Below are 14,164 nucleotides of genomic sequence, written 5' to 3'. Positions count from 1 at the left end.
TCAATTATAAAAATCCTTCTCATGTTCTAGGAATAAAATCTTTCTGCTGCGTATGTTCTTCCTGAAACGGAATTCCATCTCCGGCCGCTCCATATATGGTACAATTTCTGGCTGCAAACACAGCTCCCTGCCTCATGCAATCCTGCAGCCCTTCTTGTTCTATCTTCTCTCCGTCGGGAAAACGATACAGAAAAGCTATCAAAAAAGCAGTAAAAAAGGAATCCCCAGCCCCCAAAGTATCTACTACCCTCACAGGCATAGACGGCTGATAATAAAATTTATCTCCGTCATAAAGAACTGCCGGCTTCTCCCCCCGGCTGGCAAGAACATATTGTGCTCCCATCCGATGCCGCTCTTTCATCAGGCTCTCCGTTTCCCCATCTTCCATTGAACCTGCAGACAAAAACGCGAACTTACATAACGGGGTAATCTTCTCTATATTTTCCTGTGGAGAGTTATTGGAAAAATCATAGGCTATAGGTATTCCCGCATCATATAACTTCTGAAACTCCTCCGGTTTCATCTTGGACCCTTTACTGGAAATCACCAAATCCACGTCGTTCAAATAGGCAATATCTTCTTTTTCTAATACAACGGGATGTTTTCCGTTTACACCGCCGTGATTATGTCCGAAAAACACTCTGTCACCATCAACGATTTTAATTATGGCGTTCGGTGTCTCCCCTTCGTAATAGCGGCTCCTGGAATAATCGATTTCATAGAAATCCATCACTTTCTGGTTATGTCTTGCATAAGCGTCATTTCCAAATACTGTAATCATAACCGCTTCCGCCCCCAGCATTCTCGCAAACCGGCAGTCATTAAAATCACAGCCTCCCGGATAACCTATCTGGTGATCCAAATACAGATCCACGTTATTCTGTCCAAGACATGCGATCTTTACCAATTTTTATCCCTCCTAAATCAATATTCCACGTGATTCCACATATATCTTCTTACTGTCTTGTCATGCTGACGAATAATAGCCAATTCTGCCACAATTTGACTGAGCGCCGGATAAATGGCAATAGGATTGAAGAATTCACTTACAGAGTCAGGAAACAGATTCACTCCCATATCTTTTGCATCAATGATTGAGTACCTCTCCGCATATTTTTGGATGAAATTCATTACACGTTCATCCACAGGTCTTGTTCTTCCGTCATTCATAAGAAGTACAATGGCAAGATTTTTGTCTGTAGTTTCAAAAGGTCCATGGAAATATTCGCCCGTATTGATCTTCACTGCATGCATCCATTGAGTTTCAATCAAGCTGCATATCTCAAAGGCATATGCCATTCCATCAGTCGGTCCGCCGCCCATAACATAGATGACCGGTTCGTCCTTATATTCCATGGCAAACTTTTTCGCCCGAGGTGCAAAGTATTCCCTCCCTCTCGCATTGACACTTTCGATTTTTTCATAGGCGGCTACCGCATCCTCATATTTATCATAATCCTCAATTTGGTACAGCAGTTCAAAAGCCATCATCAGTACAAGAGCAAGATTATTCTTAGACATCTGTGCTGTCCCGCCAAATACAATATATTCATCAGCTTCTTTTACCATAGGATTCTCTTCAAAACCTACAACAGCAACTGTGGCAGCTCCAAGTTCTCTCGCCTTCTGGCAGGCCTTAATGGTCTCTGCTGTTCCACCCTTCGTACAGCAGATAACCAGAGAATTCTTTCCGCATGCCTTTGGTGTAGCATATACAAACTCGTTACTGGTATAGTAACCTACTTTTAGTGTTTTACTCTCGCTTTCCAAAAGGTATTTGGCTGGATACATGGCAGCCAAGGAACCACCACATGCAACAAAATACACACTGGTGATTCCGCCTTCTCCCTCTTTCCGGGCCAGGATATTGCTGATGATCGTTTTTGTCTTCATTCTTCTCCTCCTTTAAAAATACGTTATAAGTCGCATTTAATACGTCTTGATACGTTTATTATAGTCACATATCCTGCATTTGTCAACAAAAACCTGTTATAAAAATAAGTTTTGTAAGATCAGCAATGACGCTTAAAAATTTTTTCGCAGAATTTGTAAAAAAACCTCCCATTTTACCGTGAATCTTCCTGCCTTCCTTTTGATTGCTTCATACTTCATTTTGTAAGCAAATGCTTTTTCGCTTGGACTAATCATTTCCCGTTGTAAATTTGAATCAACCATAGATACAACCGCTTCATCATCTTTTAATACGCGAATGATCACAGGTACCTTACGATAACCAATCTTTTCAGCTGCAAATTTTCTTCTGTGGCCCGATATAATCTCATAAGTCCCATCCTGCCTCGGTCTGACTATCAGAGGATTTAATATTCCATACTTCTTAATACTCTCCTGCAATTCAATCATCTGACTGTCCGCCTGAACCTTGAATGGATGGTTTACAAATCCCCGAAGTCTTTCCAGCTCAATCTCTACAACTCTTTCATCCTGATCCAGCAATTCCTTCTTTTCTTCCATAGGCAACTTCCTTTCCCTGAACGCAAAAAAGCCCGTCCAGAATAGATTGTTTTTATCTAATCTGAACGGACTCTTCCGACAGGCCTGATATCACAGGCAAGAATATAGTGTTTTATCTCACTGCTTTTCCTAATTTTACACCCCAAAACTCATCCTACACTGTAGTTAATCCCTCTAGGTGACAGCCAGGAAAATGTGAATTGGTGACAAGCATCCATCCCCGCTGACAAAATCAGCATTTTCAACCTTGTTTCGCTGACAAATTTGTCACTGAAATTACAATTTTGCATGAAAAAAGCGGCAATGAAACTATCTTCATTACCGCTAAAAATGAGCGTCTCCTATAGGAATCGAACCTACAATAGAGTCTTAGGAGGACCCCGTTATATCCATTTAACTAAGGAGACAAATGCCGTATTTTCGGGCTTTTCAGCTCTTTTGGCTCCGGCTGCCATATCTATGAATTCAATCACTCTTGTGATGAATTTCCATTGTATCTTATTTTGACATTCAGGTCAATCCCTGTTGGAATCGAACTCTGACTTATCACTTTCCAACTTCCATAAGTCTCAACCATGATTGAACCTTAGGAGGCGCTTGTTATATCCATTTAACTATGGGAACACGTACAAAGAGTAGTATACCGAAAATATCACTATTTTGCAACCTTATTCCTCAGGAAAATTGATGTATCCCTGGAGCCAGATGACGCCCTTGAAGCGGCGGCCGACCTGAGGTTCTCCGTAGAGGTCTTTTTCGTTGATACATACGTCAAAGGACAATTCATTACATAAAATTGTAAGAATATACACTTTTTCTCCGGTGATATCATTGGTAGCAAGGCGCAGTTCCATGATCTCACCCAGAACGGAGTACTGGTCACATTCCACACCATAAGGCATGAAGTAAGTATCTACCAGGCTGAAGATATCGTCCTTCTGGATTCTTCTGGAGATAGTGGTATACATATCCATATCTTCCAAAGTCAGTGTCTCGATAGCATCTTCATCTCCCTGTCTTGCGGCAGCGAGAAGCTTGTTCCGGTTGGCAGAATCCTTTTTCACCCGAAGTACCTGCTCCTCGTCTTTTTTAATGGGAAACAGAATGCTGCCGGTCAGGGACAATCCGGATAAGGTAAGTGTAGTACCGCGGATTGGTAACTTTCCGGTGCTTTGTGCCTTAATATAAGGAATCCGGTTCCGCAGATAGAAAATCAGAGAGATTCCCACCTTGATATCGTCACAGATACCGGCATAGGAATCCTTTTCCGCATGACGTTCCACGGACACATCTTCATAAGAAGTAATCCCGCTTCCCGTCAGATAGGGGAAATAATATTCATAGATAAATTTGTCATTATCATCGAATTCACCGCAGACAGCCACACCAAAGACGCCGGATTCCACGGCCCCTTTGGCGCTTGTGTGATTTTTGCTGAATTCTCCGAGAAGAATACCTTCCTGATTCATGGTATATGCGCGATGGTCGGAATTCATGATCACATCCGTCAATAATTCTTTTAATTTTTTCCGGTCAGTATACTCGCTGAATCCGATGGCTCTCATATATTTATGCAAAAAATCACCTTCTTTCTGTCTCTGTTTTTTTACGATTTACATCTTTCGTTTTCTACTTCTGACGCTTCTATCGTGAATTATTCACATTTTATGAAAATCTACAAACAGTTTTCCACATTTTTATTTATTTCTGGGGGAATACTTTCTCCTTGCCACCCATATAAGGACGCAGAGCCACAGGAATGTTCACACTGCCATCCTCATTTACATTGTTCTCCAGGAATGCAATCAGTCCTCTGGGAGAAGCCAGTACGGTATTGTTCAGTGTGTGTACCAGGTAGGTACCGTTTTCACCCTTGGTACGGATGCCCAGACGTCTTGCCTGTGCATCACCCAGAGTGGAACAGGAACCGACTTCGAAGTACTTCTTCTGTCTGGGGCTCCATGCCTCTACGTCACAGGATTTTACCTTCAGATCTGCCAGGTCACCACTACAGCACTCCAGAGTACGAACGGGTACATCCAGACTGCGGAAGAACTCTACGGTATAGGACCACATCTTGTTATACCAGTCCATGGAATCCTCAGGCTTACACAGTACTACCATTTCCTGTTTTTCGAACTGGTGTACGCGGTACACACCTCTCTCCTCGATTCCATGGGAACCTACTTCCTTACGGAAGCAAGGGGAATAAGAAGTCATGGTAATGGGCAGGCTCTTCTCTTCTACGATCTGACCCTTGAACTTACCGATCATGGAATGCTCGGAAGTACCGATCAGGTACAGATCCTCGCCTTCGATCTTATACATCATAGCTTCCATCTCTGCGAAGCTCATAACACCGTTTACAACGCTGCTGCGGATCATGAAAGGAGGAATGCAATAGGTGAATCCCTTATCGATCATGAAATCTCTTGCATAGCTGATCATTGCGGAATGGATTCTTGCAGCATCGCCCATCAGGTAATAGAAACCGTTACCACTGGTACGTCCTGCGCTCTCCTTGTCCAGACCGTTCAGACGATCCAGAATATCTGCATGATAAGGAACCTCAAAATCAGGAACTATGGGCTCACCAAACTTCTCGATCTCTACGTTCTGGCTGTCATCCTTACCGATAGGAACGGACTCATCAATAATGTTGGGGATGACCATCATGATCTTGGTGATCTTCTCCTGCAGTTCGGTCTCGGAAGCTTCCAGTTCTGCCAGACGCTTTGCACCGGCAGCTACTTCTGCCTTCTTGGCTTCTGCCTCTTCCTTCTTGCCCTGACCCATCAGTGCACCGATCTCTTTGGAGATACGGTTTCTGGAAGCACGCAGATCATCTGCCTCCTGCTTTGCCTTTCTGCTCTCGGTATCCAGTGCAATCACTTCATCTACCAGAGGGAGCTTTTCATCCTGGTATTTTTTTCGGATGTTCTCCTTGACTACCTCGGGATTTTCTCTTAAAAATTTAATGTCTATCATGACTTCCTCCATTCTGCTGACATATATGTATGCAGCATTATTCTAATCCTTTTTCAATATATACATTCAGAACCTTTACAAGATCCACGATTCTCTCTTCCTGTAATTTCCGTCCATCCTTATCGCGGATGATCCGGATTATGGGACGATCCTGGAAATCTTTATTCTGAGATACCACGATGGCTTCTTCTCCGTCGTTAGTCAGTACATGACTTCCGGCGGGATAGACTGCAGTAAAACTTAAAAACGCGTCTACTATTTTACCATTATATTTCACATTTTTAAAGCTTTTTAAATATTCTACTGCTTCATAGACTCTGCTACGTCTCTGGGCAATACCACAGATCATTTCATCAAAGGCATCACATACGGCTACAATCTGACAGGAAAGTGGAATCTCCGCTTCTTTGAGTCGAAGCGGAAATCCGGATCCGTCCAGTCTCTCATGGTGATACAGGATGATTTTTTTTACTTCATCTGAAATCCATTCCTCATCTTTTACAGAAGTATATCCATATACCGGATGTTTCTTATACTCTGCCAATGCTTCCGGATTCATATCTTCCATGGATTTCCCTTCATAATCCAAAGTCGTATATCGAAGTCCGATATCATGCAGCAGGCATCCTACACCGATATCATGAATTACCTGCTTATCCACATTCATCCGAAGCGCCGTCAGGATAGCGAGAGAACTCAGACTGATGGAATGTTCGTAAATATCAGCACTTCGTTCCTTAATATCAAATACTTTTTCTACAACTTCTTTTTCATCCAGAATATTGGTAATGATCTCATCCGCTGCCTGGGTCAGCCCCTGCAATTCTTTGTTATTCTGGTAAGTATGTCTCTCCAGAATACTTTTTACTTTACTTCTTATCGTTTTTTCTATATCGTTTTTAAGTATTACGATTTCATTGGCCTCGTCTTCTTTTACGTAGACCTCCAGAATACCCATTTCCTCGATTTTATCGATATACTCTTTTTTTAATACTGCGCCTTCCGGAAGAATGATCTGATAATCCCAAGTCATCAATGACTGTGCAAGAATTTCGTTTCCGGTCAGCTCGCTCAGTTTCATTCTCTTCATATATAAACCCCTTTACTTATTCTCCCATTGCCATGGCAAGTGCTTCTGCTTCTTCTGCCCCCAGATCAATAGCACACTGGCCAAGCTTGATTTCTTTTGTATAAGAATAACAGCCTTCGGAACTGTGTACAGAATTGATAATAAAACCATTATTATTCTCATCCAGCAGAGCCAGTGAAAAACTCAGCTGCCCACCCATCTGGTTGAATGCATCGTACTTCACCAATCCCATTTTCTGATAAGCGGATTCCATATTCTTATATAAAGTGCGGATATCTTTCTTATTTTTCTCTGTATTTGCTTTTAGGAATTTATTGTCTTCATACAGACCGGCGATATCCTTTTCCAGACTTGCTCCATCTTTACCGCTGAGGAATTTGTCCAGTCTCTTTTTTAATTTGCTTGTTTTTCTGATCTGAACGATCAACAGGATCAAAAAGATGATCAACAGTAAAATCACTGCACCCATTCCGACCAGAAGGTAGCCCAGGTCAAATTCCCCCAGACCGATCTGATTCAAAAAAGTACTACTCATATTATTAACCGTGCCTTTCTTTCGTGCATCTTCTTTTCTCTTATTTATTCAGTACATCCAACAGTCTGTCCAGATCTTCATGATTGTAAAATTCAATTTCAATCTTACCGGATCCTTCTCCCCTGGATGTCACAGTAACTTTTCTGCCAAGTTTCTGCTTCAATTTTTCTTCAATATCCTGATATATTACCTGCATGGTCTTGTCATCTGTCTTCTTGGGCTTTGCCGGTTTATGTAGATTCTTTACCAATTTTTCCACATCACGGACACTCAGCTTTTCATCAAAAATACGCTGGGCCAGATTGTACTGCTCTTCCGGATTCTCTACAGCCAGCAAAGCTCTTGCATGTCCGGTGCTGATCATTTCATCTACCACCATACGCTGTACATCTTCATTCAGTTTCAACAGACGAATGGAGTTGGTTACTGCAGCACGGCTCTTGGATACTCTCTCTGCCACTTCATCCTGTTTCAGGTGAAACTCTGTTAAAAGTCTCTTGTATGCCTGTGCTTCTTCAATAGGATTCAGATCTTCACGCTGAATATTCTCAATCAGGGAAATCTCTACAATTTCCTGTTCCGTATAATTACGAATGATAACAGGAACTTCCTTCAGACCTGCCAACTTGGCTGCACGCCATCTTCTCTCACCGGCAATAATCTCATAATAATCCTTACGATCCTGTACCAGAATCGGCTGCAACAGACCAAACTGTTTGATAGAATCCGCCAGTTCCTGTAATGCATCCTCATCGAAATTCTTACGAGGCTGTTCTCTGTTCGGCTCTACCTTTGTAATTTTCACAAGGGTCTGCGGTTCCTTTTCTTCCGTTGTTGCTTCGCTTTTTGCTTTGGCTACTGCTTCTTTCTTTGTCTTTGTTTCCCCTAATGCATTGGGTATCAGGGAATCCAGACCTTTTCCCAATCCTCTTGCTGCCATACCGTTTTCTCCTATACTCTTCTCTTCTATTTATTCTTTATAACTTCTTCTGCCAACTGCATGTATGCTTCTGCTCCGGCTGATTTAGGATCATACATATTGATAGGCATACCATAACTGGGTGCTTCCGCCAGTCTGATATTTCTGGGAATCAATGTATTATACACCTTTTGATTCAAATTTTGTTTAACATTTTCTACCACCTGCATAGACAGATTGGTACGGGAATCATACATAGTGAAAACAACACCGTCAATATTGAGATTGGGATTCAATCTTTCTTTTACCAGATTGATAGTATGGATCAACTGACTCAATCCTTCCAAAGCATAATACTCGCACTGAATGGGAACCAACACACTATCCGCTGTAGTCATGGAATTGATGGTCAGCATATTCAAAGAAGGAGGACAATCAATAATAATAAAATCATAATCATCCTTAACGTAATCCACTTCGTTCTTTAATATGAATTCCTTCTTATCTACACCAATCAGTTCGATCTCAGCCGCTGCAAGATTTACATTGGAAGGAACTACGGATACATTTTTAATAACATTTGAGATAATACAATCTCTGATGGAACACTCTCCCAGAATTAACTCATAAATGGTATCTTCCAGTTCATTTTTTTCAATTCCAAATCCACTGGTAGTATTTCCCTGAGGATCTGTGTCGATTACCAATACTTTCTTTCCTTTTGCAGCCAGAGATGCAGACAAATTAATGGACGTAGTTGTTTTACCTACGCCACCCTTCTGGTTCGCTATTGCAATAATTCTACCCATACTTATTTTTCACCATGTCCTTCTTAATGATTTAGCCGTGCAAACCTCTGGACTGTCTGTCCATATCCTCTACAACGATATCATAGATTTCACCGAGAGAAGCACAATACTCAAGAACCTTCCAGGGTTCATTGGTATGAAAATGAATTTTGATCAGTTCTTCATCTCCTACTGCTAACAGACAATCTCCCTTGAAATGCTCTGTGATATAGTCGTTGATCTCATCTTCATCCAGATCTGTTCCTTCAATTAATAATTGTGTATCATATTTGAATTCTAACATTATAAAATCCTCCATTCTGTGATACAAACCACTCTATAATAATAGCATGAGCATTTCTATGTTACAAGGTAAAAATGCTACAAAAAGTTGATACTTTATACTCATTTGTTCTGTTTTTTACTAGATGTTGTATTCTTATATCTATGTTTTTTCCAGTAAGCATCATGTTTCACACCAAATATGTAAAATGTTTCACATTTTTACCCACTATATCTTGGGTTGTAATGTTTCACGTGAAACATTATCTTGTGTAATTTTCTTGTACATGGATAGAATGTTTCACGTGAAACATTCTATCCATAAATATCTATATATAGTGATCAAACAAAAGATATTTGTGTATCTTGTTTTGTTACAATTCCTATGATAGGATAACTAAAAAGAATGTGAGGTACGCAAGCTATGGCTATTGATAAAGTAAAAGAATATTTTAAACACCTTCATATGGAAGATCACATTTTAGAATTTGATGTATCCAGTGCTACTGTAGAACTGGCTGCAGAAGCTCTCCACTGTGAAGAAAAAAGGATTGCAAAGACAATGTCTTTCTTGGTTGGAGAACAACCTATTCTAATTGTAACAGCCGGTGATACTAAAATTGATAATGCAAAATACAGACACTTCTTTGGTGCAAAAGCTAAAATGATACCGGGAGAGGAAGTAGAAGCAATCATCGGACATGCCATCGGTGGTGTATGTCCTTTTGCTATAAATGAAAATGTGAAAGTATATTTAGACGAATCATTAAAAAGATTTCAAACTGTATTTCCGGCTGCAGGAAGTTCTAATAGTGCGATTGAATTAACAATCCCTGAATTGGAGAAATATTCAAACTTCCTGCAGTGGGTAGATGTGTGTAAGGATTGGCAGGAATCTGCTAACTAATACAATTTAATAAGATTATTTTTAATAGCAAATACAGCTGCCTGTGTTCGATCAGATACATCAATTTTTTTAAAGATATTAGAAATATGATTTTTTACCGTTCTCTCACTGATATTCAGAGATGTTGCAATTTCCTTATTGAACATTCCATTAGCAACCTCAATAAGCACTTCCAACTCTCTTTTCGTCAGACTGTTGATTTTTTCTTTGTCAATATCTCTGGATACCAGTCGGTTGTTTAATGCCGGTACCAGACTGGGTTGAATATAAGTTTCTCCCTGCATAATACAATTAATGGCATTTTTCAGTTCTGCGGATTCTGCATCTTTCATGATATAACCATCTACGCCAATGTCCACAGCTTTCAAAAGATATTCAACTTCATTGTGTACCGTTAATACCAATACTTTAACAGAGATATTTTTCTTCTTAATTTCCTGTAGCACTTCTATTCCATTCATAACAGGCATATTAATATCCAGAAGCAGTATATCAGGATGAACAGAAAGTAACTGCTCCATACATTCTACACCATTATTAGCTTCGGCAACCACAGAAATTGTACCGTCAAATTCCAGTAATTGACGGATTCCTTCTCTCATAAGAACATGATCATCTGCTAACATAACTTTTATACTCATATATATCCTCACTTGCTTGTGTATGCTTATACTTTGTCCTAGCTGTTCTTTTTTAAAGCTGAATGTAAATCTAAGGGAATTTTAATATCTATCATAGTTCCCCGACCAATCGCAGAACTGACATGAATTGTACCGTTCAGCAGATTGACACCCTCATGGATCAATGCTAATCCAAAATGACTGTTTGCTTTATCTTCCACTTCTTCCATGGTAAATCCCTTACCATTATCTTGTATTAAAATTTCATATTTCTGCTCTGTTTTTTTACAATGAAATAATACCCTGGTAGCCTGTGAATGCTTTTTTATATTTAACAGACATTCCTGAACCACACGGTATAAGGTAATGCAAAAATAATCATCTGTTTCACATGAAACAGCATCGATTTCTACGTCCATTATATAATCTCTGTCAGCATTCAAAAAGTCCAATAATCTTTCAAAAGAAGCCTTCAATCCCAGATCATCAAATGTCATAGGACGCAGATTGAAGATAGTACTTCTGATATCTTCAATGACATTATGCAATCCTTTACTCACAAAATTCAATTCCATCTTCGCTCTGGCGGGATCCTTATCAATATATAAGGAAGCCAGTTCAATCATATGAACAAAATGGGCAATATTCTGCAATGAAGTATCATGAAGTTCGGAAACAATTCTTTTTCTCTCCGTCTCCAACATCTCTATCATTTTCTTACCATTTTCTGTATTGCAACTACACTCATTCTTTTGTACATTTTCATCAATGTTCATATATCACCTTATAGAACATATGTTCTTATTTTGAATATTCCATTATATTTATCATACAGGAATAATATTATTGTGTAAAACTCTTTTTATTTATAAAAATAAATCTTAACAAATTTTTACATGTATTCTCTTCGTTTTATGACAAAGGTTCTTTGGATGGCAATCCCGCTTTTCTGGGATATTTGGCAGGTGTGGATTTTTCCTTTGTAATAATAAACAGATTGCGATAAATATCCGAATCGGGAAGTGTAAATTCAACCTGTCCATCCATTTTTCCACCAAGTATCTTCACAGCATGCTGTGCGGCATTCATCTCTTCTGTTATTTTTTCAGATTTATAAGAGATAAATTTGCCGCCGACCTTTACAAAAGGAAGGCAATACTCTGACAATGTGGAAAGATTTGCTACTGCCCTGGATACACAAAGATCATATTTTTCTCTGCATTTTCCAGGCTTTGCAAAATCTTCCGCACGTCCGTGAATTGTCTCCACTCCGGTAAGTCCCAATGCAGCAATCACTTCATTTAAAAAGTTAATTCTCTTATTCAGAGAATCTAGCAGTGTCACCTGCAGATCCGGAAATGCAATTTTCAAAACAAGTCCCGGAAATCCAGCACCGGTTCCCACATCAATGACTGTTTTATTCTGCGTAACATCATAGGCTTTGCAGAGGGATATGCTGTCCACAAAATGTTTTTTCATAACTTCGTCGTATTCCGTAATTGCTGTAAGATTCATGACCTCATTCCATTCCACCAACATTTCATAATATTTCAAAAACTGTTGGATCTGTTCATCACTTAAAGTCACACCCAGCGCTTTACAGTCTTTTTCAAATTGTTCTGTATTATAATCTGCCATGTATTCCTCCGCAGTATTCTACTTTGTTGCTTTATAATGTTCCAGATATACCAGTAAAACAGAGATATCTGCAGGAGATACTCCTGAGATACGGGAAGCCTGTCCTACCGAAACAGGACGGAATTCCTTCAGCTTCTGTCTCGCTTCCAGACGAAGTGACGGAACTTCATCATAGTCCAATGTCTCTGGGATCATTTTTTTCTCCATCTTGCGATACTGTTCTACCTGACGCTTCTGTCTTATAATATATCCTTCATATTTAATTTCAATTTCCACCTGTTCCACAACAGCAGAAGGCAAAGGATGTCTCTCCTTATCAATCGGAGCCAATGCTGCATATCCCAGCTCCGGTCTGCAGATCAGTTCTGCCAGAGTTGCCGCCGTTTTCAGAATCGAACTTCCGCTCTCTTCCAGAAAATGCTGAATTTCCTTATTGGCCCCAACAGAAGTATTTTTCAAACGCTGAATTTCACGATCGATCAGCTCCTCTTTTTCCACCAATGCATCATATTCCTGCTGAGAGATCAATCCAATCTCGTATCCTTTCTTACGCAGACGCAGATCCGCATTATCCTGACGAAGTAACAGACGATACTCTGCTCTGGAAGTCATCATACGATAAGGTTCTCTGTTATCCTTGGTCACCAGATCATCAATCAAAACTCCGATATAACTTTCGGAACGATCCAATATCAAAGGATCTCTATGCAAAACAGACATAGCTGCATTAATACCGGCGATCAATCCTTGGGATGCAGCCTCTTCATATCCACTGCTTCCGTTGAACTGTCCGCCACTAAACAGACCATTGATATTCTTAAACTCCAGAGAAGGATTCAACTGTTTTGCATTGATACAATCATATTCGATGGCATAGGCATTTCTTACAATTTCACAATGTTCCAATCCCGGAACCGTACGATACATAGCTAACTGTACATCTTCCGGAAGAGAGGAAGACATTCCTCCAACGTACATTTCATTCGTGTGCAGACCTTCTGGCTCGATAAATACCTGATGTCTCTCTTTTTCGGCAAATTTAACGACCTTGTCCTCAATGGAAGGACAATATCTGGGACCGGTACCCTCAATAATACCGGCATAGATAGGAGAGCGATCCAGATTATTCCGAATGATCTCATGGGTATTCTCATTAGTATAAGTCAGCCAGCAGGAAGCCTGTTCCTTCTGTACCGATTCCGGATCCGTAGAGAAAGAAAAGGGTACAATCCTCTCATCACCGAGCTGCTCTTCCATCTTGGAAAAATCAAGAGAACGCTTGTCCATTCTGGCGGGAGTTCCTGTCTTAAAACGACGCATTTCGATTCCCATAGCTTTCAAAGAATCCGTCAGATGATTGGCTGCCTGTAGTCCGTTCGGCCCAGTGTAAGTAATGGATTCTCCGCACAGGCATCTGGCCCGCAGATAAGTTCCAGTACAGAGAACAACAGCCTTACATTCATAGATAGCACCGGTAAAAGTCTTTAAACCGGTAATCTTTTTCTTGTGATCTTCGGTCTCTTCCCAGAGAAGTTCACAGACCTCCGCCTGCTTGATCAGAAGATTTTCCTGATTTTCCAGCACTTTACGCATGGCTCTGGAATATTCCGCCTTGTCCGCCTGTGCCCGCAGGGAATGTACTGCCGGTCCCTTGGACACATTCAGCATTTTCGACTGAATAAAAGTCTTATCAATATTTTTACCCATCTCTCCACCCAGAGCATCCAATTCTCTGACCAGATGTCCCTTGGAAGATCCTCCTACATTAGGGTTACAGGGCATCAATGCAATACTGTCTACACTTACTGTAAAAATTACTGTCTTCAGACCCAGTCTGGCGCAGGCCAGAGCAGCTTCACATCCGGCATGACCGGCACCTACTACACACACATCTACTTGTTTCTTTAGTTCCATAGTATTTTTCC

Annotated in this window: 15 protein-coding genes and 1 tRNA gene; 1 reads left to right on the top strand and 15 read right to left on the bottom strand. The window is 40.4% G+C overall.

From position 1 onward, the window contains the following. Positions 1 to 19: 19 nt before the first annotated feature. The 11 genes from DWZ61_RS00355 to DWZ61_RS00305 form a co-directional block, all read right to left on the bottom strand. Positions 20 to 907, bottom strand: a complete 888-nt coding sequence (locus DWZ61_RS00355; RefSeq protein ID WP_118537103.1) for a PfkB family carbohydrate kinase — start codon at positions 905 to 907, stop codon at positions 20 to 22. Positions 908 to 924: 17 nt separating this feature from the next. Then, positions 925 to 1,893 (bottom strand): SIS domain-containing protein, encoded by a 969-nt coding sequence (locus DWZ61_RS00350; protein WP_118537102.1) that lies wholly within the window; start codon positions 1,891 to 1,893, stop codon positions 925 to 927. A gap of 132 nt (positions 1,894 to 2,025) precedes the next feature. Continuing rightward, positions 2,026 to 2,472, bottom strand: coding sequence for a ParB/RepB/Spo0J family partition protein (locus DWZ61_RS00345; protein WP_118537101.1), 447 nt, complete (start codon positions 2,470 to 2,472; stop codon positions 2,026 to 2,028). A gap of 335 nt (positions 2,473 to 2,807) precedes the next feature. Continuing rightward, positions 2,808 to 2,879 (bottom strand) — tRNA-Arg (locus tag DWZ61_RS00340). A gap of 261 nt (positions 2,880 to 3,140) precedes the next feature. Further along, positions 3,141 to 4,049 (bottom strand): DUF3881 family protein, encoded by a 909-nt coding sequence (locus tag DWZ61_RS00335; RefSeq protein ID WP_118537100.1) that lies wholly within the window; start codon positions 4,047 to 4,049, stop codon positions 3,141 to 3,143. A gap of 124 nt (positions 4,050 to 4,173) precedes the next feature. Then, complete coding sequence (gene serS, locus DWZ61_RS00330) at positions 4,174 to 5,460, bottom strand: serine--tRNA ligase (protein ID WP_118537099.1); 1,287 nt, start codon at positions 5,458 to 5,460, stop codon at positions 4,174 to 4,176. Between the two features lie 37 nt (positions 5,461 to 5,497). Then, positions 5,498 to 6,550: an HD domain-containing phosphohydrolase gene (locus DWZ61_RS00325; protein WP_118537098.1), complete on the bottom strand. Its 1,053-nt coding sequence runs from the start codon at positions 6,548 to 6,550 to the stop codon at positions 5,498 to 5,500. A 16-nt stretch (positions 6,551 to 6,566) separates the two neighbouring features. Beyond that, positions 6,567 to 7,085, bottom strand: coding sequence for a DUF4446 family protein (locus DWZ61_RS00320; RefSeq protein WP_118501498.1), 519 nt, complete (start codon positions 7,083 to 7,085; stop codon positions 6,567 to 6,569). 40 nt (positions 7,086 to 7,125) lie between these two features. Continuing rightward, entirely contained in the window at positions 7,126 to 8,025 is a 900-nt protein-coding gene (locus tag DWZ61_RS00315; RefSeq protein WP_022313457.1) for a ParB/RepB/Spo0J family partition protein, read from the bottom strand. A 26-nt stretch (positions 8,026 to 8,051) separates the two neighbouring features. Continuing rightward, positions 8,052 to 8,813, bottom strand: a complete 762-nt coding sequence (locus DWZ61_RS00310; RefSeq protein ID WP_022313456.1) for an AAA family ATPase — start codon at positions 8,811 to 8,813, stop codon at positions 8,052 to 8,054. A gap of 31 nt (positions 8,814 to 8,844) precedes the next feature. Continuing rightward, on the bottom strand, positions 8,845 to 9,096 hold the full coding sequence (locus DWZ61_RS00305) for a hypothetical protein (RefSeq protein WP_022313455.1): 252 nt from the start codon (positions 9,094 to 9,096) through the stop codon (positions 8,845 to 8,847). Positions 9,097 to 9,498: 402 nt separating this feature from the next. On the opposite strand from DWZ61_RS00305, the gene DWZ61_RS00300 reads away from it, so the two are divergent. Next, positions 9,499 to 9,981: a YbaK/EbsC family protein gene (locus tag DWZ61_RS00300; protein ID WP_118537097.1), complete on the top strand. Its 483-nt coding sequence runs from the start codon at positions 9,499 to 9,501 to the stop codon at positions 9,979 to 9,981. On the opposite strand, the gene DWZ61_RS00295 is transcribed toward DWZ61_RS00300, so the two are convergent. The 4 genes from DWZ61_RS00295 to mnmG all read right to left on the bottom strand — a co-directional run bounded on the left by DWZ61_RS00295 (position 9,978) and on the right by mnmG (position 14,153). Further along, positions 9,978 to 10,622: a response regulator transcription factor gene (locus tag DWZ61_RS00295; protein WP_117466826.1), complete on the bottom strand. Its 645-nt coding sequence runs from the start codon at positions 10,620 to 10,622 to the stop codon at positions 9,978 to 9,980. The genes DWZ61_RS00300 and DWZ61_RS00295 overlap by 4 nt on opposite strands. 38 nt (positions 10,623 to 10,660) lie before the next feature. Beyond that, the gene (locus DWZ61_RS00290) at positions 10,661 to 11,377 is read right to left on the bottom strand and encodes a sensor histidine kinase (RefSeq protein ID WP_118501500.1); all 717 of its coding nucleotides are present in this window, start codon (positions 11,375 to 11,377) and stop codon (positions 10,661 to 10,663) included. Positions 11,378 to 11,513: 136 nt separating this feature from the next. Continuing rightward, a complete protein-coding gene (gene rsmG / locus DWZ61_RS00285; protein ID WP_118537096.1) occupies positions 11,514 to 12,239 on the bottom strand; it encodes a 16S rRNA (guanine(527)-N(7))-methyltransferase RsmG in 726 nt (241 codons plus the stop codon). Between the two features lie 18 nt (positions 12,240 to 12,257). Beyond that, complete coding sequence (gene mnmG / locus DWZ61_RS00280; RefSeq protein ID WP_118537095.1) at positions 12,258 to 14,153, bottom strand: tRNA uridine-5-carboxymethylaminomethyl(34) synthesis enzyme MnmG; 1,896 nt, start codon at positions 14,151 to 14,153, stop codon at positions 12,258 to 12,260. Positions 14,154 to 14,164 lie beyond the last annotated feature (11 nt).

It is taken from the genome of Clostridium sp. AF34-10BH, from assembly GCF_003478095.1.
GTDB classification, from domain to species: domain Bacteria; phylum Bacillota; class Clostridia; order Lachnospirales; family Lachnospiraceae; genus Acetatifactor; species Acetatifactor acetigignens.
Note: the sequence above shows the minus strand (reverse complement) of the source record. Positions and strands in the feature narration are given on the sequence as shown.

Excerpts from the sequence above, each read along its gene's own strand:
- mnmG (WP_118537095.1), bottom strand. The coding sequence starts at position 14,153 with ATGGAACTAAAGAAACAAGTAGATGTGTGTGTAGTAGGTGCCGGTCAT.
- DWZ61_RS00315 (WP_022313457.1), bottom strand. The coding sequence starts at position 8,025 with ATGGCAGCAAGAGGATTGGGAAAAGGTCTGGATTCCCTGATACCCAAT.
- DWZ61_RS00350 (WP_118537102.1), bottom strand. The coding sequence starts at position 1,893 with ATGAAGACAAAAACGATCATCAGCAATATCCTGGCCCGGAAAGAGGGA.
- DWZ61_RS00320 (WP_118501498.1), bottom strand. The coding sequence starts at position 7,085 with ATGAGTAGTACTTTTTTGAATCAGATCGGTCTGGGGGAATTTGACCTG.
- rsmG (WP_118537096.1), bottom strand. The coding sequence starts at position 12,239 with ATGGCAGATTATAATACAGAACAATTTGAAAAAGACTGTAAAGCGCTG.
- DWZ61_RS00290 (WP_118501500.1), bottom strand. The coding sequence starts at position 11,377 with ATGAACATTGATGAAAATGTACAAAAGAATGAGTGTAGTTGCAATACA.
- DWZ61_RS00345 (WP_118537101.1), bottom strand. The coding sequence starts at position 2,472 with ATGGAAGAAAAGAAGGAATTGCTGGATCAGGATGAAAGAGTTGTAGAG.
- DWZ61_RS00325 (WP_118537098.1), bottom strand. The coding sequence starts at position 6,550 with ATGAAGAGAATGAAACTGAGCGAGCTGACCGGAAACGAAATTCTTGCA.
- serS (WP_118537099.1), bottom strand. The coding sequence starts at position 5,460 with ATGATAGACATTAAATTTTTAAGAGAAAATCCCGAGGTAGTCAAGGAG.
- DWZ61_RS00305 (WP_022313455.1), bottom strand. The coding sequence starts at position 9,096 with ATGTTAGAATTCAAATATGATACACAATTATTAATTGAAGGAACAGAT.
- DWZ61_RS00310 (WP_022313456.1), bottom strand. The coding sequence starts at position 8,813 with ATGGGTAGAATTATTGCAATAGCGAACCAGAAGGGTGGCGTAGGTAAA.
- DWZ61_RS00300 (WP_118537097.1), top strand. The coding sequence starts at position 9,499 with ATGGCTATTGATAAAGTAAAAGAATATTTTAAACACCTTCATATGGAA.
- DWZ61_RS00295 (WP_117466826.1), bottom strand. The coding sequence starts at position 10,622 with ATGAGTATAAAAGTTATGTTAGCAGATGATCATGTTCTTATGAGAGAA.